We start from the raw sequence: 24,162 nt of genomic DNA on the forward strand, positions 1-24,162 counted from the left end.
TACGTAGCGAAATATCTAATCAGAAGAATTTGATATACTGGAGTTTGATACTAGCGCCCTCCCAGTCTCGCATCCACCGGGTGGCCGTGTATTCGCATCGGTCGTTAGATTTCCGTCGAACGACCAATTCACATCTGTGTTCCTCCACACCGAACAATCCTGAGAAGACGCGAGATGGCGCCGGTCTCGGTGCTGGTTGCGCTCCTCTGTCTCTGTTCCCGTCCGATCGACCACCGACAGCACCGTATCGACGTGTAGCGGGAGCCTGCTCAACGGAGTGTGACCGGTTCAGGCACCCCCGTCTCACGAGGGCCAGCCGGCTTCGGGTCGTGGCCGTCCGACTGCCGACGAGCCGAGTCGTATTCGCGGTTCGACGTCGACGGCCGGCGGAGTGATTCGACGGTCTATCGAAATAGGGTTACAATCCTATTTCTGTAATGTTTTCCGCCGGCTGTGGAGTCCGTGTTCGGCGGTGCGGAACAGCGATGATTGTTCAGGACGAATTCTGGTGGAACGTCCGCTCTTTCCACCGTTTCGTTGAATATTCGTGATGGACTTCGGTAGTCGGCGAAATCGTTCGGTACTGCCGAACTGGTCGCTTCCTCGCTCACAAACTGTTTTCACATGTCAAACGTGCTTCGCCGGGGTGACAGCCGCGGTCTGAAGAGTTTAGTACGCTCGGCCGCTTCCGTCCACCATGACAGCGAACGGCGGGAAACACGGAGGAGGTGGCGGCGTGAAGTCCGACGAGCGGCTTTTCGCCATCGCCGAACACCTCCGAGAGTCCGGCGGGGCGGGCGTCACGGAACTGGCGAACCACACCGGGCTCGCCAAGAGCACGGTCCACGACCACCTCTCGACGATGCGCGACCACGGCTTCGTCGTGAAGGACGGAACCACCTACCGGCTCGGCCTCGAGTTCTTCGCGTACGGCCAGTCCGTCCGCACCCGCCACGACGTCTACGAGGCGGCCGCGCCCATCGTCGACGACCTCGTCGAGTCGACCGGCGAGATGGCGTGGCTGCTCACCCACGAGAACGGCCGCGTCATGTACCTCTACGGCGGCGCCGGGGAGACGGAGGTGAACGCGAACGCGCTCATCGGCTCGTGGGCGTACATGCACTGCAACTCCGGCGGGAAAGCCATCCTCGCACACCTCCCGGACTCGGCGGTCGAATCGGTCGTCGACCGCCACGGCCTCCCCGCCCGGACGCCGAACACCATCACCGACCCGGACGAACTCGCCGAGGAACTCGCCGCGGTCCGCGAGCAGGGGTACGCGCTCAACCTCGGCGAGGACCTCGAAGGCATCCACGCGGTCGCCGTCCCGCTGCTGTTCGAAGAGGAAGTCAAGGGCGCGCTCGCCATCGCCGGCCCCGCCCACCGGGTCAGCGAGGAGCGCTGTAAAACCGAACTCGCGGACAAACTCCGCGCCTCCACCAACGACATCGAACTGAACCTCGCCTACCGGTAACTCTCAGCCGGCGCCTGCGAGGACCGCCGCGTCGCCGACGCCTGCGAGGACCGCCTCGACCAGCGGCGCGACGTGACACTGTGTGGCCGTGCAGACGACGACGAACAGCGCCGCGGCGAACGGGTACGTCAGCGCCATCGCCGCCTGCACGGCCCGCCGCGATGACGCGACGACAGTCACGGCGGCCGCGGCGAGCGGAAACACGGCCGCTCCGGCCGCGACCCGCGGCAACACCCCGACCGCGGCGAATCCGGCGACGAGACCGCCGGACAGCGCGAGCACGCCAGCGGCGACCTGGGCGGCCCGGCGGTCGCCGACCACCACCGGAACGGTCCGCTTGTCGACGGTGCGGTCGAACGCGGCGTCGAGCCGGTCGATGGCGACCTTCTCTCCCGACAGCAGCACGGCGAACACCGCCGCCACCGCGAGCACCGCGGCGGAGACGGCCCCGGTCTGGGCCGCGAACCCGCCGACGAGCGCGGCGGCGATACCGACCGGGTAGTCGACCGTGACGGCGACCGTGTTCCGGTCGAGCACCGGTGCGTGCAGCACCGCGAGCGCCCACAGCGCCGCGAGACTGGCCGTCGCGACCGGGTCTGCGCGGACCCACAGCGCCGCGGCGGCGGCGACGACGAGCACGGTCCCGGCGGCTGCGGTCGACGCGAGGACGCGTCGGGGGAGCGTCGGCGGTTCCTCGCCGCGCCGGTGCGTGTCGACGTACTCGTCGACGACGTGCGCGACGTACAGCGCCGCCCCGACGCCGGCGGCGTGCAGCGCCGCGGTCACGGGGTCGGCGTCGGGCGCGAGCAGCGCCCCGAAGACGGACGTGGCGACGGCCGGCAGCATGAACGTCGGCTTCACCTGCGCGGCCAGCGCTCGCGCGACGCCGGCCGCGCCGCGGGCCTGCGCGCCCTGCGCATCGCCGCTTCGCCGGGGCATACCGACCGATTCGGCCGGCCGCCCAAAAAGGTGCGCCGGTCACGGACACGCGGCTCGCTCCGCGCCCGATTCGCGGCCGGTCGGGTTCGGTCACGCCGAACCGGGGCGGCGAAATCGGCGGCGGCGAACTCGGGGTATCGGAACTGTTAAGATTGTAAATGGGGTTTCCTCACACACCGCATTCACCTATGAAGTACTTAGAGGCGTTCGAGCGGACAGTGCGCTGTCACGGGGCGGACACGGCGATTCTCACCGACGACGGCCGGGAGTTCACCTACCGGGAGTTCGACGAGCGGAGCACCCGGCTGGCGGCCGCGCTCGAGGAGCGAGTCGGCGACGGCCGCTGCGCCGTGCTCGCGCTCAACAGCCCGACCGCCGTCGAGTCGATGATCGCGGGGCACAAGCGCGGCACCGCGACCGTGCAGCTGTCGTTCCGCGGCGAGGCGGCCGAACTCGTCGAGATGGCCGACACCGCGGACGCCGAGGCGCTCGTCTTCGACGACGCGAACGCCGACACCGCCCTCGCGATGCTCGACCGCGGCGAGTTCGACGTCGCGATTCACGCCGGCGACCGCGACGTCGACGCCGACGGCGTCGAGTCGTACGACGACGTGCTCGCGGCGGCCTCGACGACGCTCCCGGAGGCGCTTCCGCGCGACGGCCACTGCAGCGTCTTCTACACGAGCGGCACGACGAGCCGGCCGAAAGCCGTCGAGTTCGACGGCGAGCAGATGTGGCTCGGCGCCATCCAGGGCGTCATGGAGCACGGTATCGACGTCACCGACACCGCCGTCGTCACGACGCCGTGGTACCACATGGTCACCTCCGACGCGTGGCTCTACCCGCACTTCCTCGCGGGCGCGTCGGTCGTGCTGCACTCCAGTTTCGACCCCGCCGAGGTGCTCGAACTCGTCGAGGAACACGACGCGACCGGGCTGCTCGCGGTGCCGACGCAGCTCAACGCGCTCAACGACGTGCAGGCCGACGCCGGCTACGACACGAGTTCGCTGTCGTACATCCGGACCGGCGGCGCAATCGTCACCGAGGACCTCGTCGAGCGCACCCAGGAACTGCTCTCCGAGCAGCTGTACAACACCTACGGCATGACCGAGGCCGGCCCGGACCTGACGTTCGCACACCCGTCCGCGCAGGAGGAACACCCGGGGACCATCGGGAAGGAGGCGTTCTCGTGGGAGATTCGCGTCGTCGAGGCGGCGCCGGTCACGGAGCACCCCGACCCCGACGCGACAGTCGACCCCGGCGAACAGGGCGAAATCATCGCGCGCGGCCCCGGGAAGTCCGACGGCTACATCGACAACGACGACGCCCAGCAGAAGAGCTACTTCGGCGAGTGGCTCCGCACCCGCGACGTCGCCCGCGTCGACGAGGACGGCTACCTCTACATCGTCGACCGCGTCGACAACATGTTCACGAGCGGCGGCGAGAACATCTACCCCGCCGAGGTCGAGGAGGCGCTCGAAGACCACCCCGCCGTCAGCGAGGCGCTCGTCTTCGGCCTCGAAGACGGCCACTGGGGGAAGAAAGTCACCGCCATCGTCGTCACCGACGGCTCCGTCGACGACGACGACCTCGACGAGCACTGCGTCACCCACGACTCGCTCGCGAAGTTCAAGCGCCCCCGCGAGTACGCGCTCCGCTCCGAGCCGCTGCCGCGGACCGACACCGGGACGGTGAAGCGCGAACAGGTCATCGCCGAGCACTTCGAGTAAGCCGCCGCAGCGACCCGGCGTTTTCAGATTCACAACCTGTTTCGGTCAGCGACTCGCTCGGCGAGCGGCGAGTCAGAGAGCACGGCTCCGAGCGAGTCGAAGTAGACGGGAATGGGTGAGTCGAAGCGGTCGAAAGAATGGACAAGTCAGAACGCGAGCGTGAACAGGCCGAATTGAATCGGCAGCAGGAGTAGCAGGGTCACCGCAGAGCAGATGGCGGCCATCCGGACGAGTTCTCGGGTGTCCACGACGTCGAGTCCGAGGATGGCGACGAGGACGGCGGACTGGTACGGGAAGAAGTACGTGTTGAGCGCCACCGCCTCCGTGAGCGCGACCGGGAGAATCGGGACGCCGGCGGAGGCGGCGAACGAGATGAGTATCGGGGTGAGAACGCTCGCGACGGCGAGCCCCTCCATCACGAAGGTGAGCGCGAGCGCGGCGACGACGACGAACAGCAGGACGAGCGGCAGCGAGGCGTCGCTCGGGAGGTTCGAGAGGATGGCGTTGGCGGCGAGGTCCGTGAAGTCGGTGCGCTGGAGCCCTTCGGCGATGGCGAAGACGGCGCCGAGGAAGAACACGATGGAGAAGTCGGTCTCCTCGATGACGTCCACGCCGACGACGCCGACGCGCGGCGCGAACGCGAGCAGCGCGACGAGCAGCGCGCCGTACAGCGGGTGGAGGCCGTGGAGCCAGTCGGTCGCCCAGACCGCGACGCCGACGAGGAGGAACAGCAGCATCCGCCAGGCGCCTTCGAGCGTCTCCGCGTCCACCGCGGCGGCCGCGTCCGCGTCGGCGATGCCGTCGGCGCCGGACGGCCGGTACATGAGGTAGGCGACGGCCGTGATGGCGACGGCGCGGCCGACGCCCATCACCGGGCCGAGCCACATCGCCCACTCCACCCAGCCGATGGAGACGCCGGCGGTCGACTCGACGATGCCGGTGATGATGATGTTCGCGAGCGACCCGGTGAGCACGCCCGTCCCGGCGTAGTACGTGACGAACAGCGGCCCGAGGAACAGGCCGATACGCGGGCCGCGGTCGTCGAACACCTCGCCGATGGAGACGAGCAGCGGCCCGAGGATGAGCACCCGGACGAGCGACGACGGCACGAGGACGACGAGGCCGAGGCCGGCGGCCGACATCGCGCCGAGCAGGTACCGGTAGGCGACCCGCGCGTCCGACTGGCCCTTCGCCGGCATCGCGCGGAGCACGCGGCGTTCGAGCAGGTCGGCGAGGCCGCTGCGGCGCGTGGCCTCCCCGAGCAGGATGCCGAGGACGACCAGCCACGTCGCCGCCGAGTGGAACCCGACGAGCGCCAGGTCCGTCGAGAACGCGACGCCGATGAGGCCGAGGCCGACGAGCCCCGTGAACCACGGCGGCACCGGCGTCCCGACCCAGAGGCTCACGCAGAACAGCGTGATTGCGAGCATCGTCGCGGCGTCCGGGGACAGCGGCGCGAACGCGACCACGGCGGCCGCGGCGGCGGCGCCGACCGGCACGGAGAGCCACGCCGGGTCGACGTCCAGCGGCGTCCGGCGAGAGAGACCAGGGAGGCGTGTCATGTTCGAGTCACGTGGCTCCACGAATCCCCGTCTCATTTGTGTTGCGGAAGGGGCGACCGGAGCACCACGACAGGCTCCGGGAAACGCTTTAGCGCTCCGCCGACCAGCATCCGGACGCATGATTTCGGAAGTCACCGACGGCGTCTACGACCTCACGGCGACGGAACTGAACGGCGGCCGGTACCGCGTGTTCCTGTTCGACGGCGAGACGCCGACGCTCGTCGACGCGGCGTTCGAAGACACCGTCGACGTCGTCGCCGACGACCTGGCCGAACTCGGCGTCGACCCGGAGCGGCTCGTCGTGACGCACGGCGACGGCGACCACGTCGGCGGGCTCGCGGCGCTCGCCGACCGGTTCGACCTCGAAACGTGGGCGCCGGAGGGGACCGACGTCGGCGACTTCGAGCCGACCCACCGCTACGGCGACGGCGACGAAATCGGGCGGTTCACCGCGGTCCACACGCCCGGACACACCGAGAGCCACCACTCGCTCGTCGACGAGGACGCCGACGTCGCCGTCCTCGGGGACGCCGTGTTCGGCGCGGACGCACGCGGGCTCCCGGAGGGCTACTTCGTCCTCCCGACGGCGTTCTACTCCGCCGACCTGGACCGCGCCGACGAGAGCCTCGGCCGCCTGCTCGAGTACGACTTCGACGTCGGCCTCGTGTACCACGGCTCGTCGGTGACGGCGAACGCGAGCGAGAAACTCGACCGGTTCGTGAACTTCGTCGGGAAGCCGGAGTAGGGGACGCGGCTCGGCCCGTCGCGACGCGCGGCCGAGAGAGTCCGACGGAAGGTGCCTCGGAGTGCTCCCGCGGAAGCGACCCGAGAATGTTTTCTATTTGAAACCGGAGCGTCGTCGCCGTCGGGTCTGCCGTCTCGTCGCTGTCCGCCGGCGTCGACGCGGATAGCGCCGCAATCGACACGGATGGCGCCGTAGCCGGCGGGCGTCGTTTCGGATGTGAAAACAGGCGGTGGTCGGGCGGGAACCGCGAAAAGCGGCGCGTCGGGCCGCGGTCAGTCGCCGGCGGCGGGGGTGCCGTGGTCGCGGCTCGCGCTCTCGCCGAGGTACGCCTCGATGACGCGCTGGTCGTTCTGAATCTCCTCGGGCGTCCCGGTCGCGACGAGTTCGCCCTTGTCGAGGACGAACACGCGCTCGCTGACCGACATCAGCGCGCGCATCACGTGGTCGATGAGGAAGACGGTCTTCCCGCGGTCGCGGATGTCGCGGATGAGGTCGATCATCTCCTCGGTCTCCTCGGTGTCGAGGCCGCCGGCGACCTCGTCGAGCAGCAGCACCTCGGGGTCGGTCGCCAGCACCCGCGCGATTTCGAGCCGCTTCAGCGCGCCGACGCTGAGTTCGTCCGGTTCGTCGTGCGCCACGTGGTCGAGCCCGACGAACTCCAGGGCCTCGTGGGCGCGCTCTTCGGGGTCGTCCGGGTCGCGGCCGCCGAATTCGGCGCCGACCATCGCGTTTTCGAGCAGCGTCAGGTTCTCCAGCGGCCGAACGATCTGGTGGGTCTTCACGAGGCCGCGGTGACAGATCTCGTGCGGCTTCATCCCGGTGACGTCCTCGCCGTCGAGGGTGACCGTCCCCTCGGTCGGTTCGTGCACGCCGGTGATGAGCCTGAACAGCGTCGACTTCCCGGCGCCGTTCGGGCCGATGAGGCCGACCGCTTCCCCCTTCTCGATGGAGAAGGAGACGTCGTCGACTGCGACGACGCCGCCGAACCGCTTCGTGAGGTGGTCTCCTTCCAGCAGTGGCATGTTGACACTCGTTACCGAGCGGCTCGCTTAAACCTACTCCTCTGCGATGGACAACCGTTGGGAAAACGATTTGGTGACGTTGGCTCAACTGCGAGTGTGAACCTCTCACGCCTGTTTAGCCCGGAGACTATCGCGGTCATCGGCGCCTCCAAGACCGAAGGCAAAATCGGCTACGAGGCGATGGCCAACGCGGTGGAGTTCGACGGACGCGTCTACCCGGTCAACCCCTCGGCGTCGGGGACCGTCTTCGACAGGGAGTTCGTCGAGTCGGTCGCCGACGTCGACGACACCGTCGACCTCGCGCTGCTGTGCGTCCCCGGCCCGGTCGTCCCGGACGTCCTCGACGAGTGCGGCGAGGCCGACGTCGGCGGCGCCGTCATCTACGCCGGCGGCTTCGCAGAGGCCGGCGAGGACGGCGAACAGCTCCAGCGGCGCGTCGTCGACGCCGCGAACGAACACGACATCGCGCTGCTCGGCCCGAACACCAGCGGCTTCGTCGTGCCGCGCACGAACCTGCTCGCTTCCTTCGCCGGCGGCGTCGAACGGTTCCAGCCCGGCAACGTCGCCATCCTCGCACAGAGCGGCGGCGTCTCCCACCAGCTCTCGTTCCACGCGCTCCGGGAGGGCCGCGGCATCTCGGCGATGGTCGGCCTCGGCAACCGCGCGAACGTCGGCTTCGTCGAGGCCATCCGGCACTTCGACGGCGACCCCGCGACCGACGCGATCGTGCTGCACGTCGAAGGCACCGACAAGGGCCGCGCGCTCCTGGAGGCGTGCCGCGAGGCCGACACCCCGATTTCGGCGTACAAGGTCGGGCAGTCCGACGTCGGCGAGTTCGCCGAGTCCCACACCGGGGCGCTCACCGGCGACCACGAACTGTACACCGCCGGCTTCGCGCAGTACGGCGTCCCGACGGTCGACTCGACGGACGCGCTGCTCGACGCCGGGATGGCGCTCGCGAACTCGCCGTCGCCCGACGGCGCCAACGTCGGCGTCGTCACCGCGCAGGCCGGCCCCGGCATCATCATCGCCGACCGGCTCCAGCGCGCCGGCGCGACCCTGCCGTCGCTCGGCGAGGACACCCAAGAGCGCGTCGGCGAGATTCTGCCCGGCATCACGTACTCCGGCAACCCCGTCGACACCGGCCGGCCGATGCCGGAGTTCGGCGAGGTCGTCGAGGCGGTCGCGGAGGACGACGCCGTCGACGTCGTGCTCGTCTACGAACTGTTCGAGGAGGCGCTCGGCTTCCCGGTCGACAGCGTCGCGGGGCTCGCAGAGCGGGTGGACAAGCCGGTCCTGTTCGCCACCGAAGGCCCCGAAGCCAGCATGGCGGACGACGTCGCGGCGCTCCGCGACGCCGACGTCCCGCTGTTCACGTCTCCCGAGCGCGCCGCCGACGCGGCCGCGTTGCTCGCGCGGTACGCGGAACTCGGAGACGCCGCCGCGGCCGAGGAGGTGAGCGCCGATGTCTGAGGCCGGCTCGCCCATCGACGCCGCCCGCGCCGACGGCCGGACGACGCTGACGGAGGCGGAGGCGAAGCGGCTGCTCGCGGACGCCGGCGTGCCGACGACCGAGTTCGCGGTCGCCGCCGACCCGGCCGCCGCCGCGGACGCCGCGGCCGACCTCGGCTTCCCGGTGGTCGTGAAGGTGTCGTCGCCGGCGGTCACCCACAAGAGCGAGTGGGCGGACGGCGCCGGCGTCGCGCTCGGCCTCGACTCCGCCGACGCCGTGACGGCGGCCGCCGAACGCATCTTCGAGGCGGCCGACGAGGAAGGCATCGACGCCGAGGTGCTCGTCGAGGAGGCGCGCGACGTCGACGCCGGCACCGAGGTCATCGTCGGCGGCCTCCGCGACCCGTCGTTCGGCCCGGTCGTGCTGACGGGGCTCGGCGGCGTCTTCACCGAGGTGTACGAGGACACCAGCCACCGCCTCGCCCCGGTGAGCCGGGCGGAGGCCCGCGAGGCAATCGAGGAGCTGACGGCGGCGAAACTGCTCGCCGGCTACCGCGGCCGCGACCCGGCCGACGTCGACGCGCTCGCGGACGTCGTCGCGTCCGTCGGCGACCTGGTCGTCGCCCACGAGGAGATCGCGGAGGTCGACGTGAACCCGGTGCTGGCGACCGGCGACGGCGCCGTGGCGCTGGACGCGCTCGTCGTGCTCGAGGAGGTGGCGGAATGAGCGAACCGTTCGAGCGCGTCTGGACGGTCCGCTTCTCCGATACGGACCCGTTCGGCATCGCGCACTACCCGCGCATCATCGACGCGCTCCACGAGACCTCCGACATGTTCATGCAGGAGATCGGCTTCCCGTTCTGGGAGATCTCTCAAGAGCACGGCTACGGCCTCCCGCTCGTCGAGATGAACATGTCCTTCTCGAAGCCCGTGGAGGCCGGCGACGACGTCCTCGTCCAGTTGACGCCGGAACTCGGCTCCCGGAGCGTCCGGTTCGACTACGTCGCCACCCACGACGGCGAGGAGGCGTTCTCCGGGTACGAACAGCGCGTCTGCGCCGAACACGGCGGCGGCGGCTCCATCGAACTCCCGGACGACCTCCGCGCCGCCATGGAACCGTACGCCGCGGACGACGCCGCTGCGGACGACGCGAACGGCGACGACTGACTCGGCCCGCTTCTCCACTCCCCGATTTTCGAGCCGACTGCTGAACTGGCCTCAGCGTCGGTCGGCGTCTCTGACGGTGACGATATCCTTTTGCCTCTGCCATCGTCATGTCCTGACATGGCCGAGTTCGAGAACCCGTACACCGAGGAGAACCCGTTCGTCAGAGCGCACTTCGACTGCACGGACTGCGGCGGAAAGCTGTGGGAGTACGCGATTCAGGGGCAGATGGTGTGTGAGGACTGCCGGTCGGTGTTCCGGTCGAGCGACGTTTTCGAGGCGCAAACGTAGGCCGCGCGTCGGCGCCGCGCCCGGCCGCCCGGTTTCGCCGCGGAATCCGTCGGAGTCGGGCGTTCCCGCGCCGTGAACACGTCCAATAGGTTTATCATCAATCTGTGCCAACTGGTGACTATGAGCCAGCAAGAGCCTGAGCCAGAGGAACTCCTAGAGCTGAGTTCGGACACCCGGGAGATCCTCGAGGAGAACAACCTCCGGCCGCTCTGGGAGGTCGAAGACGACATGGGGAACGAGTCCGACGACCTCGAAGCGGACATCTGGAAGTGGGACGACGTCCAGGCGGCCATCGACGGCGTCGAGGCCGACGTCCCCATCGCCGACCTGCCGCCGGGGTTCCAGCGCCGCGTCGCGGTGCCGCTCAACACGGGCGGGTACAACAACGCGATTTCGAACACCATCTACGTCGGCGTCCAGACCGTCTCGCCCGGCGAGACCGCGCCGTCACACCGGCACTCCGCGAACGCGATGCGGTTCACCATCGACGGCAACGAGGACATGAAGACGGTGGTGGCCGGCGAGGAGTTCCCGATGGAGGACAACGACCTCATCACGACGCCGCAGTGGGAGTGGCACGACCACGTCAACGACTCCGACGAGACCGCGACGTGGCTCGACGTCCTCGACCTGCCGCTGTTCCTCGACTCGCTGAACACTCAGCAGGCGTTCGAGAACCACGAACTCGAACGGCAGCCGGTGACGAAGACGCAGGGCTACTGGGACTCCCAGTACGGCCGCGCCCGCCCCGCGAACGAGGACAAAGGCGACGACATCCCGGGGCCGTTCTCCGGGAACCGCGACGCGACGCCGCCGTACCGCTTCGGCTGGGACGACATGCTGGAGACGCTCCGGCAGCGCGCCGAGAACGACGAGCCTGACCCGAACGACGGCTACAGTCTCGCGTACGTGAACCCGGCGACCGGCGAGGAGCCGCTGTTCCCGACGATGTCCTACCGGGCGCAGCTGCTCCAGGAGGCGACCGATCCGCACTTCCACAACGCCGTCGAGATATACTTCGTCATCGAGGGCGAGGGCGTCACGCACGTCGGCGACGAGGCGTTCGAGTGGGGGCAGTGGGACATCTTCGTGGTGCCGCGCGACGAAATCCACCACCACGAACCGGACACCGACGAGGCCATCCTGCTCGGCATGACCGACCGCCCGGTGTTCGAGGCGTTCAACTTCTACGCCGAAGCCGAGCCGTCGTCGTAACCGCCCGTCTCGTCGACTCCGGCAGGGACGGTTCGCGCACGGATTTTTCGCTTCACGCTCTCCGCTTCGCTGTTCACAGTCCCCGACATTTTCGCAGTCCCCGGTATTTCCGGCGCCTCACCCCACCAGTCAGGGATGTATCAGGACTGAGGGAACCGAATGATTTTACATGGGTGACCGTCTTGAGGAGACATAGCATGGAGGACAACAGCAACTCCCAGTCGCGGCGACAGTACCTCAAGACGGCCGGCACGGCCGGCGCAGTCGGGATGTCCGGGCTCGCGGGCTGTACGCTGCTCGGCGGCTCCGGCGGCTCACAGACGCTCACCATCGGCGGCACGGTCCCGCTGACCGGGGCGTTCTCCTCGCTCGGGAAGGACGTCGAGCGCGGCTACCGCCTCGGCGTCGCAAAGATGAACGAAGTGCTCGACCGCGAGGTCGAAATCATCCTGCAGGACGACGAGAGCGACCCCGCGCAGGTCCGTCAGAGCCTCCAGCAGATCACCAGCAACAACGAAGTCGACATGCTGTGGGGGTCGTTCTCCAGCCTGCTGGTCACCGCCGGCAGCGCGTTCGCGGAGAACCAGGGGCTGCCGTTCCTCGGCGCCTTCTTCGCCTACGAGGCGCCCCACCGGACGGAGGGGTACGAGTGGACGTACGCGCCGTTCCCGAAGTCGCGCGACGTCGCGCGGTCGACGCAGGGGCTGCTCGGGCTCATCCCGGAGAGCGAGCGGCCGAGCCGCGTCGGCATCTGGGAGCCGAACTCGGGGTGGGGGACCGAGCAGTCCGACTACTGGGAGTCGACGCTCAGCGAGGCGGGCTACGACATCGTGATGCGCGAGAAGTTCAGCCTCGGCTCGGAGGACTTCTCGTCGCTCATCTCGCAGTCGAAGAGCCAGGACGTCCAGATTCTGCTGTCGGTGCCGACGCCGCCGGGCGGCATCACCGCCGTGAACCAGATGCAGTCGAACGACTACACGCCGGAGGTCCTGAAGTTCGTGCGTGCCGCCGACCCGTCCGCGTGGTGGTCCGCGCTCGGCCAGAAGGGCGCGTACGCCTGTATGTGCCCCGGCTGGGTGCCGGGCATGACCGGCAACGGCAACAGCGAGATGAAGAGCGCCTACGAGAGCGAGTACGGCCTCGAAGACGGGCAGGTCATCCCCGTCGCGGTCGGCGGCGCCTACAACGTCGCGCAGGTCGCGCTACAGTCCGTGCAGGCCGCCGGGTCGCTGTCGCCGGGCGACCTGCAGTCGGCGCTCCGTGACACCGACTTCGGGACGGTCATCGGCAACTTCAGCTTCCAGGACAACGGGCTCCCGGCCGAAGGCGAACTGACGGCGCCGACCGGCCAGTGGTGGGAGGGCGGTCAGCACACCGTCTACCCGGACGTCGACGGCGAAGCCGCCATCGACTTCAAGTACCCGATGACGCCCTGGAGCGAGCGGTAAGTACCGCCGCCGCCGCCCGCATTTATAATCATGTTCCTCTCCACTCACACCAATGCCGTCGACTGAACTCGTCCTGCAGATACTGGTCAACGGGCTGCTGCTCGGCGGCATCTACGCCGTCGCGGCCCTCGGCCTCTCGCTCGTGTTCGGGATCATGGACATCGTGAATCTCGCACACGGCCACATGCTGATGGTCGGCGCCTACGTCGCGATTCTGCTGTTCGCGGCCGCCGGCATCTCCCCGATCATCGGGATGTTCGTCGCGATGGCGCTGCTGTTCGGCTTCGGGATGCTGCTCCAGAAGTTCCTGCTCCAACACGTCGTCGACGAGGGCATGGAGCAGCCCATCATCGTCCTGTTCGGGCTGGCGCTCATCCTGCAGAGCCTCGGCCGCATCATCCTCGGAAGCGACGCCCGCTCCGCCGAAATCGGGATTCCGGGTCAGAGCATCAACGTCGGCCCGATTCTGCTGTCGTTCCCGCGGACCGTGACGTTCGTCATCGCGGTCGTGCTCATCCTCAGCACCTGGGCGTTCCTGCAGTACACGTCCACGGGCCGCGCCATCCGCGCGACCGCGCAGAACCGCGACGCCGCCCGCTACATGGGCATCGACACCGAACGCGTCTACGTCATCACGCTCGGCATCGGCACGGCGCTCGCCGGCGCCGCCGGCGCGCTGCTGTCGATGCTGTTCCCGATCACGCCGTTCGTCGGCTGGTCGTACCTGCTGAAGGCGTTCGCTGTCGTCGTCCTCGGCGGCGTCGGCAGCGTCGCCGGGACGCTCATCGGCGGGCTCATCCTCGGCGTCTCCGAGAACCTCGGCTCGCTGTACCTCGGCGGCGGCTTCCGCGACATCATCAGCATCACCATCTTCCTGGTCGTGCTCATCGTGCGGCCGCAGGGCCTCTTCGGCTCCAACGGAGGTGGCGGTGAATGAGCGGCGCGGACGACCTCGGCGACCGGTTCGGGACGCTGCGGGAAAACCCGCGGCGGCTCACGGTCGGCGTCGTCGGCGTGCTGCTGCTCGCCGCGGTGCCGTTCAGCACGACCGCGTACGTCACCGAGGTCATGTTCACCGGCCTGGTGTTCGTGATGCTCGGCGTGTCGTGGAACCTGCTCGCCGGCTACGCCGGCCAGGTGTCGCTCGGCCACGCCGCCTTCTTCGGCATCGGCGCGTTCGTCTCGGCGTGGCTGACGACGCCGACCCGCGCCGGCCTCCCGGCGGCCATCCAGTCGCCGGTGCTGCTCGCGCTGGTCGGCGGCGCCATCGCCGCGGCGCTGCTCGCGCTGGTCACCGGCCCGATCATGTTCCGGCTGACCGGCCACTACTTCGCCATCGGGACGCTCGCGCTGGCGGCGGTCATCCAACTGCTGCTGCTCGACCAGCGCCAGTTCTCCGGCGGCTCCACCGGCTACTACATCAAGGGGAGCCTCGGCGACACCGCGATGTACCTCATCGCGCTCGTCGTCACAATCGGCATGGTGGTCGCCTGCTACCGCATCGTCAACAGCCGGTACGGGCTCGGGATGCGTGCCGTCCACGGCGACGCGGACGCCGCGAGTTCGCTCGGCGTGAATCCGCTGAAGTACAAGATGTACGCGTTCGTCGCCTCGTCGTTCATGGCGGGGCTGACCGGCGCGCTGTACGCGCAGTACACGCTGTACATCAACCCCGAGTCGACGCTCGACGTCGTCTGGATGATCGACACGCTCGTCGTCGTCATCCTCGGCGGCATGGGGACGCTGCTCGGCCCGATATTCGGCGCCGCGCTGTTCCTCGGGCTCGACACGGGGCTGCGCGCCATCGCCGGCGAGTTCGCGACGACGGTCGAGGGGATTCTCATCATCCTCTTCATCGTCTTCCTGCCGGACGGCCTGTACGGCTACGTCCACGAGCACCTCCTCAGCGGCGACGACGCGGACGCAGAGACCGACGCGGACGCGGATGCGGACGCAGACGCGGACGGCTCCTGACCGGGCCGCTCCGCCGGCCTATTTTTCGCTGCGCTCACCGACTTTCAGGCCCCGGACTCGACGCTCCCCGTTCCGTCCAGTCGCGCTGAAAATCGGCTCCGGCGACCGGCCGCCGCGTTGCGTCGCCTGCTCAGCCGCCGAGGTAGGAGGCGGCGACGCGCTCGTCTTCGGAGAGCTCCTCGGCGGACCCGGACAGCGACACTTCGCCGGATTCGAGGACGTAGCCGCGGTCGGCGACCCGGAGGGCGTTGTGGACGTCCTGTTCCACGATGAGGACGGTCCGGCCCTCGTCGTTGATCTGCTCGATGGCGTCGAACACGTCGTCGACGAGGACCGGCGCGAGACCGAGGCTCGCCTCGTCGAGCAGGATGAGTTCGGGGTCGCTCATGAGGCCGCGGCCGATGGCGAGCATCTGCTGTTCGCCGCCCGAGAGGGTGCCGGCGCGCTGTTTCGCGCGCTCTTCGAGCCGCGGGAACAGGTCGTACACCTCCTGTCGGCGCTCCTCCATGCCGTCGCGGTGCGCGTACGCGCCGAGCGTGAGGTTCTCGCGGACCGTGCTGTCCTGGAAGATTTCGCGGCCCTCCGGGATGTGCGCGACGCCCTTCGGGACGACTTCGTCCTGCGGGAGGTCACCGATGGACTCGCCCCTGAACCGGATGTCGCCGGCCGCGGGCGTCAGCGGCCCGCAGATGGTTTTGAGCACCGTCGTCTTCCCGGCGCCGTTCGCGCCGAGCAGCGCGACGGTCTCCCCCTCCTCGACGCTGAGGCTGACGTCCCAGATGACCTGCACCGCACCGTACGACACGTCGATACCGTCGACTTCGAGTAATGCCATTGTCTATCATGGGGTAAGCCACAACGTGGTATAAGCCTACCTCAACGCGCTGCCGGACCGAGCACGTGCGCCTCGTCGTAGTGCGACCGGAACGCGAACCAGAGGCCGTGCCGGCCGACGATTCGCTCCCGCGTCGACCCGTCCGGCGCGCGGAGCGCGTCCCGCGTCGCCGTCCACGCCGTTCCGTCCGCGTCGGTGACGCCGTCGGCGGACCGTTCGACAGGCGTCGGCGGCGCCTCGTACACCGCGACGTCGCCGGTCGAATCGAGCAGCGCGACGACCCGGCGGCCGGCCGCGTCGCCGACGACGACGTCGTCGCCGAGGTCGTCCACCGGGACGACCCACGCCTCGCTGCCGTCGTCGGAGACGACGCCGTACACCTGCGTCTTCTCCGGGAGCGCGCCGTCGGCCTGCCGGACGCCGGGCTGGACGACGTCCTCGTTCTCCCAGTAGTGACGGAAGATGCCGAGGTCGCCGTCGTAGTGGCTGTAGTCGAAGTCGTAGCCGGTGTCGACGTCGAGCGCGAGCGTCTCCGGGTACTCGGCTTTCCACTCGCCCCACTCGGTCTGGGTCACCGACAGCACGTCGAGCACCAGGTCCGGGTGGCTCGCGAGGTACTCCCCGGCGATGGGGACGCCGGCGTGCTGGTCCCACAGCGTCTCGGTCTCCTCGTCGTACATCACCTTGTTGCCGGCGGCGAGCATCCCGGAGCTGCCGAAGGTGAGCGTGTCGCCGTCGACGCGCCGGTCGTACAGAATCGGGGCGTTACACAGCGTGCAGTACGTCAGGCTCACCGGGACGCCGCCGAGTTCGGCGTTCAGCAGCTCGTGCGGGAACAGCACCCACCGCGGCACCGCGTACGCGACGCCGTCCAGTTCGAAGCCGAACACGGTGTCGTCGTCTTCCAGATAGCGCTCGTAGTCGCCGTCCGCGTCGCTCTCGCCGGCGTTGCCGTCCGCGTCGGCGTCGACGGCGTCGCCGGGGACGAAATCCGGGGCGTTGAGCGCGGCGAGGTACGACCGGTCGCAGTTCCCCCACCGGACGTCCTGCAGGTCGACGTCCCGCGGCTCCGCATCCAGCAGCCCGCCGACCGGCGGCAGGTACGACCGGTAGAGCCGCAGTTTCCACTCGTCGAACCCCGCAAGCGGCTCGACGTCCTGCTGGGAGTACCACGACTCCCACTCGACCCAGGCGTGGTCGGAGTCGAAGCCGGCGTCCGTCAGTTCGTCGAGCGCGTCGCGCGCGCCCGGCCACCGGACCTCGGGGAGTTCGAGGTAGCGCGGCGGCGAGTGCGACCGGAGCACCTCGGGGAAGCCGAACCGCTCCCAGTCGTTCGCGATGCTGTCGATGACGAGCACCTCCAGCAGGTGCGGAACCACCCGCTCGTCGCCGCGCTCGGCGAGTTCTGCGACCGCGTCCGCGTGCTCGTCGGCGTCGCGGACGAGCAGTCGGTCGGTGAGTTCGCGGAGCTCGTCGGTGTCGGCGTCGGTGTCGGCTGAGTCGGCTGGCACAGTGGCTGTGGTATGCGGCAGCCCACCAAAAAGTCGGGTGTAGTCACCGGCGCGTGCCGGTTCGGCGCGGCCGTCGGCGGAGCGTTACTCCTGGCCGCCCTTCGTGACGTCGACGTCCGAGAACTTCACGTCGCGCTCGGTGACGTCGACGGTCATCGAGCCGACGTCCTCGATTTCGGCGTCGATGGTGTCGCCGTCGTGGAGTTCGCTGACGCCCTCCGGCGTCCCGGTCGTGATGACGTCGCCGGTCTCGATGGTGGCGCCGATGGAGGCGTACTGGACGATGTCGGCGCAGGTGTACACCATGTCGCTGGTGTTCTCGTCCTGCCGCGTCTCGCCGTTGAGCTGCAGCTCCATCTGGAGGTCCTGCGGGTCGTCGATCTCGTCGGCGGTGACGACGCACGGCCCGATGACGGTGAACGTGTCGTACGACTTCCGGTTCGAGCGGTCCTGGTCGCCGCGGACCGAGATGTCGAGCAGGATGGTGTAGCCGAAGATGTGGTCCCACGCCTCGTCGGCGGAGACGTCCTTCGCCTCCTCGCCCATGACGAACGCCAGTTCGATTTCGTGGTCGGTGCGGCGGTCGGAGAACGGCAGTTCGACGCCGTGGTCCGGGCCGACGACGCTCGACGGCGCCTTCAGGAAGTAGCCCTTGTCCTCGATGCTGAACCACTCCTCGGTGGTGATGTCGCGGTCCGCGAGCGCCTCCTCGATGTGGTTCTCGTAGTTCAGCGGCGCCGCGATGACCTTCCCGGGGCGCTGGACCGGCGAGGCGAGTTCGACCTCGTCGCGGTCGAAGTCGGGCTCTGCGTCCTCGTACTCGGAGGCGTCGTAGTCGCCACGGATGTACTCCACGAGCGGGTCGCGCGAGTCGATTTCGAGCCTGTCGGTCAAGTCGATGACGCCGGTGCCGTCGTCGGTCAGAAGACCCAGTCGGTCCTCGTCGAAGCTGACGAATCGCATGGACGTGTCTCCGGCCAGCGCGACCATAAATCATCCCGTTCGGCCCTGAGAGGGCGTTTTGTCGGGCTAAACACCGTGACGCTCCGGGAATCCGCGTCGTTGGCGTCGCGGACGCCCGCCGAAATCCGGCGAAATCTGCGGCGCCGACGCGGCCGGTCTGAGAGCGGCGGTACGGAGCGGCTCGGTCGCGCGGCCGCGTGCCGAAGCCGGCGGCGGAGCGGGCTCAGAAGTGGCTGTCCGTCCGGGTGAGGTCGACGTCGCCGGCGACGTCGTCGCGGAAGTGCTCGGCGAGTTCGTCGACCGTCCAGCCGCCGGGGGAGACGCCGACGCGGTCCAGCGTCGGCTCGGAGAACACGCCGACGCGGTCGCCGCCGGCGTACAGCGCGCAGCCGGTGACGTCGACCGCGGCGTCGCTGGCGAGGTACGCGACGAACGCGGCGACGCGCTCGGGCGGCATCTCCTCGCGCGTGTACGGCCGGTGCTCCTCCGGGACGGTCTCCGTCATCCGGGTGTAGGCGTTCGGGAGCAGCGCGTTCACGCGGACGTCCGACCGGTGCAACTCGGCGGCGGCACTCCGCACCAGTCCGAGGACGCCGGCCTTCGAGGCGGCGTAGTTCGCCTGCCCGACGTTCCCGCGGACGGAGCGCGCGCTGGCGGCGAGGTACGACCGCTGAGCGTCGAAGCCGTCGTCGCCGGCGTCGCGCCAGTGGCGCGCCGCGGCGCGAAGCACGGTGAACTGCCCGGTGAGGTTCGTCTCGACCACCGCGCGCCAGTCCGCCTCGTCGAGCGTGTGGCTGATGCCGTCCCGGAGGATGCGGACGAAGTTCGCGACCGCGTCCAGCCGGCCGTACTCCGCGACCGTCGCCTCGACCAGCGACTCGGCGTAGCCGAAGTCGGTGACGTCGCCGGCGTGCGCGACGGCGTCGCCGCCGGCGTCGACGATGTCGTCCACGACGGCCTGCGCCGCCGACGGGTCCTCGCCCTCGCCGTGGACCGACGTCCCCAGGTCGCTCACGACGACGTTCGCGCCCTCCGCGGCGAGCGCCCGGGCCGACGCCGCGCCGAGCCCGTTCGCCCCGCCGACGACGAGGCACGTCCGGCCGTCGAGCCGACTCATCGCCGCCCCCCGGCGTCGCGTCGACGGCCACGCCGCTGCCGCGTTCGGTTCCGCTGGCGCCGTCCACCGGGCCGCGTCGCTGCATCGCGTCGAGCCATGTCCGTGGGTTCGCGAACGCCGTATTGAACGTTGGGGAGCAGCGCCACAGGCGGAGCGTCCGCCCCGACAGCGGATGTCCCGACGGCGTGACGGGCGAGCGCGACAGCGAGCCGACACAGAACGACTATCTAACAGGAGTGGGACTGTCCACCATGGGCGATTCGGAGCCGTCGTGGGAGTTCACCGAGCGGGACGTCGCCATCCTGCAGGAACTGGCGGAGAACCCGCAGCGCTCCTCGCGGGAACTCAGCGAGGTGCTTAGCGAGGAACACGACATCGACGTGTCGCACGTCACCGTGAACAAGTCCGTCCGGTCGATGAAGGAGGCCGGCGTCTTCCGGGAGGCCATCATGCCGAACGACCGGTACTTCGTGTTCACGTTCCTGGAGTTCAAGTTCGACCCGTCGCACTTCGCCGAGGAGTGGCGCGAGACGATGGAGTACCTCCGCGGCCACAAGAACACGGTGCTGTACTGCCTGTCGGACGGCGAGTACCACTGGAAGACGGTGATGATGTTCCCGTCGCGGGAGGCGGAGACGCGGTGGCTCCACGACTTTTACAAGGAGCACGGCGCGCTCGTCAACAACATCCGGGCCTCGACCGTCTCGAAGGTGTTCACGTTCGACACCGACCCGTCGCTGTTCGACGCGCTCCGCGACGACTGACCGCGTCCGCCGCGATTCTCCGGTCGACGTGATTCCCTCTCACCGACGTGGCTCCACCCACCGACGTGGCTCCACCCACCGACGTGGCTCCCTCGCCGCCGAGGCATCTGTGCGGCCGAAGTTTTCGTGCCCTGACGGCGTCGTCGCCGGCGTCCACGCGCTGTGACGCCGCTACACGACGTTCGCCTGCCGGAGTGGTGTAGTTACCAAGCACTCACACAACAGCAGTTATCACATCAGTAGTTAACCAATCGCCCCGATTTCGGAAACAAGGAAAGAATTTACCACAAGATTGAATACCGACGTTAACTTCGGAGTAGTTGATGGTAGTCAGTGACATAGAGAACGTGACCGTGCTCGGAGCGGGGAGCATGGGGCACGGAATCGCGGAAGTCGCCGCGATTGCGGGCCACGACGTCGTCGTCCGCGACATCGAGCAGGAACTGGTCGACGAGGGTCTCGACAACATCGAGTGGAGTCTCGGCAAACTCGACGAGAAGGGGCAGATAGACGAGCCCGCAGAAGCCGTCTTCGACCGCGTCGAAGGCGAGGTCGACCTCGCCGCCGCCGTCTCGGACGCCGACCTCGTCGTCGAGGCGGTGCCGGAGAACATGGACCTGAAACGGGACACGTTCTCCTCGGTCGACGAGCACGCCCCGGCCGACGCGATTCTCGCGTCGAACACGTCCGGGCTCAGCATCACCGAAATCGCGGCGAGCACCGACCGGCCGTCGCAGGTCATCGGGACCCACTTCTTCAACCCGCCGGTGAAGATGGACCTCGTCGAGGTCGTCTACGGCGAGGAGACCAGCGACGAGACCATCGACGTCGTCCACGGCTTCGTCGACGACCTCGGGAAGACGGCCATCGACGTCAAGAAAGACGTCCACGGCTTCATCGTCAACAACGTCATGCTGCCGTTCATCGAGGAGGCGGCGTGGATGCTCGACGAGGGCGAGACGACGGTGCAGGACGCCGACGCCGCGATGGTGTACCGCCGCGGCTACCCGATGGGGCCGTTCGAACTCGCCGACTACACCGGCATCGACATCGCCTACCACTTCCGGCAGGACACCGACGTCCAGTCGCCGCCGCCCATCGCCGAGCAGGTGGAGGCCGACGAACTCGGAAAGAAGTCCGGGCAGGGCTTCTACGACTGGGAGGACGGCGGCCCCGACTACGGCCCCGACGACGGCGACGAGTTCGACACGCTCCGCGTCGAAGCCCGCATGATTAACGAGGCCGCGCGGCTCGTCGGCGACGACGTCGCGACGCCCGACGACGTCGACCTCGGCAGCCGACTCGGCGCCCGATTCCCGGAGGGCGCCTGCCGGCTCGGCGACCAGATCGGGCTCGACGCCGTCCTCGACAAGCTCCGGACGCTCCACGACGAGACCGGCGCGGACCGCTTCGAACCGGCCGACTACCTCGTCGAACTCGTCGAGGACGGCCACACCGGCGTCGACGCCGGCCAGGGCTTCCACGACTACCGCGGCGACGGCCCGTACCAGTACATCAACAAGCGCGTCACCGACCGCGGCGTCCTCGAAATCGAGTTCGACCGCACCGAGCGGCTGAACGCCTTCTCGGACACCATGTTCGGCGAAGTCGCGACGGCGCTCCGCAACGCCGACCTCGACGAGGTCTCCTGCGTCGTCTTCTCCGGCGCCGGCGACCGCGCGTTCAGCGCCGGCGCGGACATCACCGGGTTCATGACGTCGTCGCCGACCGAGATGATGGACGTCGACGAGACCATCCAGCTCATCGACGAGTTCGACCGGCCGACCATCGCGAAAATCGACGGGTTCTGCCTCGGCGCCGGCCTCGAAATCTCGCTGGCGTGCGACCTGCGGCTCGCCACCGAGGACTCCGTGCTCGGCGCCCCCGAAATCAACCTCGGGCTCATCCCGGGCGGCGGCGGCACCCAGCGGCTCACCCGCCTCGTCGGCGAGGGCCGCGCCAAGGAACTCGTGTTCCGCGGCGAACAGATCAGCGCCGACCGCGCCGAAGACTGGGGCATCCTGAACCGCGCCGTCCCCGCCGACGAGTTCGACGACACCGTCGAGGCGTTCGTCTCCGACATCGCCGGCGGCCCGAAGACGGCGCTGAAGGTCGCAAAGCGCGTCATCGACGACGGGCAGGACACCAGCCTGCAGGCGGGGCTCGACCTCGAAAGCCAGGGCTTCGGCCTGCTCACGACCACCGACGACATGGTGGAGGGCGTCACGGCGTTCAGAGACGACCGCGAACCGGAGTTCGAATGATGACCCGGAACGCTGCGGTCGTCGGCGGCGGCCACGCCGACTGGGGGAAGCGCGAGGCAACCTGGAAGGACCTCGTGCAGGAAGCCGGGAAGGCCGCGTTCGACGACGTCGGCGACATCGGCCCCGACGACGTCGAGGGCCTGTTCGTCGGCGCCGTCCAGCCCGAACGGTTCGCCTTCCAGACGCACGTCGCGCCGCTCGTCGCCGAACTGCTCGGCGTCGAAGTGACGAAGATGACGGCGCGCACCGAACTGGCGTGCGCGAGCGGGCAGGCCGCGCTCCGGTACGCGTGGCTCGCCATCGCCGCCGGCGAACTCGACGTCGCGCTGGTGCTCGGCGTCGAGAAGATGAACCTCGCCGAAGGCCACATGGAGGAGACGCAGTCGGGCATGACGAACGTGCTCGACCGCGAGTTCGACGGCGTCAACGGCCTGAACGCGCCGTCGTTCTTCTCGATGTACGCCCAGCGCCACATGCACGAGTACGGGACGACCCGCGAGCAGCTCGCGAAGGTCAGCGCGAAGAACAAGCGGCACGCCGCCAACAACCCGTACGCGCAGTTCCAGACGGCGGTGGACGTCGACGACGTCCTCGACTCCTACCCGGTCGCGCCGCCGCTGTGCCTGCTCGACTGCAGCGGCATCACGGACGGCGCCGCCGGCCTCATCCTCGTGAGCGAGGAGAAGGCGCGCGAACTCACCGACACGGCGGCGTACATCACCGGCAGCGGCCAGTCGTGCATGGCGAGCAACTCCATCAACAACCTACCGTCGATGTCCGCGTGGCCGCAGGCGACGAAGGCGGCCGAGCAGGCGTACGAGCAGGCCGGCATCGACGACCCGGTCCGCGAGCTCGACGTCGCGGAGATACACGACTGCTTCTCCATCAGCGAAATCATCGAGTACGAGGACCTCGGCTGGGTGGAGAAGGGCGAAGGCGGCCAGTTCATCGAGGACGGCCGCAGCGAACTCGACGGCGACATCGCCGTGAACCCGCGCGGCGGCCTGCTCGGCTGCGGCCACCCGCTCGGCGCCACCGGCGTCTCGCAGGCGCTCGAAGTGTACAAGCAGTTCACCGGCGACGTCGAGTCTGCGCGGCAGGTGCCGGACAGCCCCGAGACCGGGCTCATCCACAACCTCAGCGGCAGCGGCTCGGTGCACAGCGTCATGACTCTCGGGAGGGACCCACAATGAGCGACGACACGCCACGCAGAGAGACGATTTCGATCCCGGAGCAGATCGAGCTCCCCCGGCTGCTCGACTTCTACGAGCTGCAGGGCGAAGAACACACCCGCATCCACGAGTTCTACGACCGGCTCCGGGAGGGGTCGCTGTCGACGACGCAGTGTACCGACTGCGGCGCGACCCACTTCCCGCCGCGCGTCGTCTGCCCGGAGTGCACCGGCGACGACCTGACGTACGTGTCGCTGCCGCACGAGGGGACGCTGTTCGCGTTCTCCGCGGTGCGCGGCAGCGCCCCCATCGGGATGGCCGACGACGTCCCGTTCGTCACCGGCGTCGTCGAACTCGACGGCGTCGACGTCCGGCTGTCCGCCCGCATCGACGGCGCCGAGTACGACGACCTCGAACTCGGCGACCCCGTCGAACTCAAGGTGGTGGACATCGACGGACCGACCGACCAGGACCGGGTGTTCTACCGGTTCGAACCCACGGAGCGTGATTCGAAATGACG

At 68.9% G+C, this 24,162-nt stretch carries 22 protein-coding genes; 15 read left to right on the forward strand and 7 right to left on the reverse strand.

Annotated elements, in window-relative coordinates; genetic code table 11:
• Positions 1 to 697: 697 nt before the first annotated feature.
• The gene (locus ACQUST_RS07735) at positions 698 to 1,474 is read left to right on the forward strand and encodes an IclR family transcriptional regulator (RefSeq protein ID WP_435127017.1); all 777 of its coding nucleotides are present in this window, start codon (positions 698 to 700) and stop codon (positions 1,472 to 1,474) included.
• A gap of 3 nt (positions 1,475 to 1,477) precedes the next feature.
• Here ACQUST_RS07735 and ACQUST_RS07740 read toward each other — a convergent pair whose 3' ends face one another.
• Positions 1,478 to 2,413, reverse strand: a complete 936-nt coding sequence (locus ACQUST_RS07740; RefSeq protein ID WP_435127019.1) for a UbiA family prenyltransferase — start codon at positions 2,411 to 2,413, stop codon at positions 1,478 to 1,480.
• A 188-nt stretch (positions 2,414 to 2,601) separates the two neighbouring features.
• Between ACQUST_RS07740 and ACQUST_RS07745 the strand changes: the two genes are divergently transcribed.
• A complete protein-coding gene (locus ACQUST_RS07745) occupies positions 2,602 to 4,143 on the forward strand; it encodes a class I adenylate-forming enzyme family protein (protein WP_435127021.1) in 1,542 nt (513 codons plus the stop codon).
• Between the two features lie 146 nt (positions 4,144 to 4,289).
• Here the strand turns inward: ACQUST_RS07745 and ACQUST_RS07750 are convergent, their stop codons facing one another.
• On the reverse strand, positions 4,290 to 5,705 hold the full coding sequence (locus ACQUST_RS07750) for an SLC13 family permease (protein WP_435127023.1): 1,416 nt from the start codon (positions 5,703 to 5,705) through the stop codon (positions 4,290 to 4,292).
• Positions 5,706 to 5,823: 118 nt separating this feature from the next.
• Between ACQUST_RS07750 and ACQUST_RS07755 the strand changes: the two genes are divergently transcribed.
• Positions 5,824 to 6,450 carry an MBL fold metallo-hydrolase gene (locus ACQUST_RS07755; protein ID WP_435127024.1) on the forward strand — a complete coding sequence of 209 codons (627 nt, stop codon included), beginning with the start codon at positions 5,824 to 5,826 and terminating at the stop codon, positions 6,448 to 6,450.
• A gap of 272 nt (positions 6,451 to 6,722) precedes the next feature.
• On the opposite strand, the gene ACQUST_RS07760 is transcribed toward ACQUST_RS07755, so the two are convergent.
• Positions 6,723 to 7,472: an ABC transporter ATP-binding protein gene (locus ACQUST_RS07760; RefSeq protein ID WP_435127026.1), complete on the reverse strand. Its 750-nt coding sequence runs from the start codon at positions 7,470 to 7,472 to the stop codon at positions 6,723 to 6,725.
• 96 nt (positions 7,473 to 7,568) lie between these two features.
• Between ACQUST_RS07760 and ACQUST_RS07765 the strand changes: the two genes are divergently transcribed.
• From ACQUST_RS07765 to ACQUST_RS07800, 8 genes are all read left to right on the forward strand, one after another.
• A complete protein-coding gene (locus tag ACQUST_RS07765; protein WP_435127028.1) occupies positions 7,569 to 8,945 on the forward strand; it encodes a CoA-binding protein in 1,377 nt (458 codons plus the stop codon).
• Positions 8,938 to 9,651 carry an acetate--CoA ligase family protein gene (locus ACQUST_RS07770; RefSeq protein WP_435127030.1) on the forward strand — a complete coding sequence of 238 codons (714 nt, stop codon included), beginning with the start codon at positions 8,938 to 8,940 and terminating at the stop codon, positions 9,649 to 9,651. Before ACQUST_RS07765 ends, ACQUST_RS07770 begins: the two co-directional genes overlap by 8 nt.
• Positions 9,648 to 10,091, forward strand: coding sequence for an acyl-CoA thioesterase (locus ACQUST_RS07775; RefSeq protein ID WP_435127032.1), 444 nt, complete (start codon positions 9,648 to 9,650; stop codon positions 10,089 to 10,091). Before ACQUST_RS07770 ends, ACQUST_RS07775 begins: the two co-directional genes overlap by 4 nt.
• Before the next feature lie 117 nt (positions 10,092 to 10,208).
• Complete coding sequence (locus ACQUST_RS07780) at positions 10,209 to 10,379, forward strand: hypothetical protein (RefSeq protein ID WP_435127034.1); 171 nt, start codon at positions 10,209 to 10,211, stop codon at positions 10,377 to 10,379.
• A gap of 120 nt (positions 10,380 to 10,499) precedes the next feature.
• Positions 10,500 to 11,594 carry a cupin domain-containing protein gene (locus tag ACQUST_RS07785; protein WP_435127036.1) on the forward strand — a complete coding sequence of 365 codons (1,095 nt, stop codon included), beginning with the start codon at positions 10,500 to 10,502 and terminating at the stop codon, positions 11,592 to 11,594.
• Positions 11,595 to 11,791: 197 nt separating this feature from the next.
• Positions 11,792 to 13,042: an ABC transporter substrate-binding protein gene (locus ACQUST_RS07790; protein ID WP_435127038.1), complete on the forward strand. Its 1,251-nt coding sequence runs from the start codon at positions 11,792 to 11,794 to the stop codon at positions 13,040 to 13,042.
• 52 nt (positions 13,043 to 13,094) lie between these two features.
• Positions 13,095 to 13,979: a branched-chain amino acid ABC transporter permease gene (locus ACQUST_RS07795; protein ID WP_435127040.1), complete on the forward strand. Its 885-nt coding sequence runs from the start codon at positions 13,095 to 13,097 to the stop codon at positions 13,977 to 13,979.
• Positions 13,976 to 15,016, forward strand: coding sequence for a branched-chain amino acid ABC transporter permease (locus ACQUST_RS07800; RefSeq protein WP_435127042.1), 1,041 nt, complete (start codon positions 13,976 to 13,978; stop codon positions 15,014 to 15,016). The genes ACQUST_RS07795 and ACQUST_RS07800 overlap by 4 nt, the downstream gene beginning before the upstream one ends.
• A 130-nt stretch (positions 15,017 to 15,146) precedes the next feature.
• Here ACQUST_RS07800 and ACQUST_RS07805 read toward each other — a convergent pair whose 3' ends face one another.
• The 4 genes from ACQUST_RS07805 to ACQUST_RS07820 all read right to left on the reverse strand — a co-directional run bounded on the left by ACQUST_RS07805 (position 15,147) and on the right by ACQUST_RS07820 (position 19,442).
• Complete coding sequence (locus ACQUST_RS07805; RefSeq protein WP_435127044.1) at positions 15,147 to 15,851, reverse strand: ABC transporter ATP-binding protein; 705 nt, start codon at positions 15,849 to 15,851, stop codon at positions 15,147 to 15,149.
• Between the two features lie 41 nt (positions 15,852 to 15,892).
• Positions 15,893 to 17,362 (reverse strand): DUF3179 domain-containing (seleno)protein, encoded by a 1,470-nt coding sequence (locus ACQUST_RS07810; protein WP_435127046.1) that lies wholly within the window; start codon positions 17,360 to 17,362, stop codon positions 15,893 to 15,895.
• A gap of 84 nt (positions 17,363 to 17,446) precedes the next feature.
• Positions 17,447 to 18,325: a fumarylacetoacetate hydrolase family protein gene (locus ACQUST_RS07815; protein WP_435127048.1), complete on the reverse strand. Its 879-nt coding sequence runs from the start codon at positions 18,323 to 18,325 to the stop codon at positions 17,447 to 17,449.
• 223 nt (positions 18,326 to 18,548) lie between these two features.
• Complete coding sequence (locus tag ACQUST_RS07820) at positions 18,549 to 19,442, reverse strand: SDR family oxidoreductase (protein WP_435127050.1); 894 nt, start codon at positions 19,440 to 19,442, stop codon at positions 18,549 to 18,551.
• Between the two features lie 251 nt (positions 19,443 to 19,693).
• On the opposite strand from ACQUST_RS07820, the gene ACQUST_RS07825 reads away from it, so the two are divergent.
• From ACQUST_RS07825 to ACQUST_RS07840, 4 genes are all read left to right on the forward strand, one after another.
• Entirely contained in the window at positions 19,694 to 20,206 is a 513-nt protein-coding gene (locus ACQUST_RS07825; protein WP_435127051.1) for a winged helix-turn-helix domain-containing protein, read from the forward strand.
• A gap of 323 nt (positions 20,207 to 20,529) precedes the next feature.
• Complete coding sequence (locus ACQUST_RS07830; RefSeq protein WP_435127053.1) at positions 20,530 to 22,470, forward strand: 3-hydroxyacyl-CoA dehydrogenase/enoyl-CoA hydratase family protein; 1,941 nt, start codon at positions 20,530 to 20,532, stop codon at positions 22,468 to 22,470.
• On the forward strand, positions 22,470 to 23,663 hold the full coding sequence (locus ACQUST_RS07835) for a thiolase C-terminal domain-containing protein (RefSeq protein ID WP_435127055.1): 1,194 nt from the start codon (positions 22,470 to 22,472) through the stop codon (positions 23,661 to 23,663). The genes ACQUST_RS07830 and ACQUST_RS07835 overlap by 1 nt, the downstream gene beginning before the upstream one ends.
• Positions 23,660 to 24,160 carry a Zn-ribbon domain-containing OB-fold protein gene (locus tag ACQUST_RS07840; RefSeq protein WP_435127056.1) on the forward strand — a complete coding sequence of 167 codons (501 nt, stop codon included), beginning with the start codon at positions 23,660 to 23,662 and terminating at the stop codon, positions 24,158 to 24,160. The genes ACQUST_RS07835 and ACQUST_RS07840 overlap by 4 nt, the downstream gene beginning before the upstream one ends.
• Positions 24,161 to 24,162 lie beyond the last annotated feature (2 nt).

This window comes from Halobaculum sp. D14 (assembly GCF_051195135.1).
Taxonomy (GTDB): domain Archaea; phylum Halobacteriota; class Halobacteria; order Halobacteriales; family Haloferacaceae; genus JBNTKA01.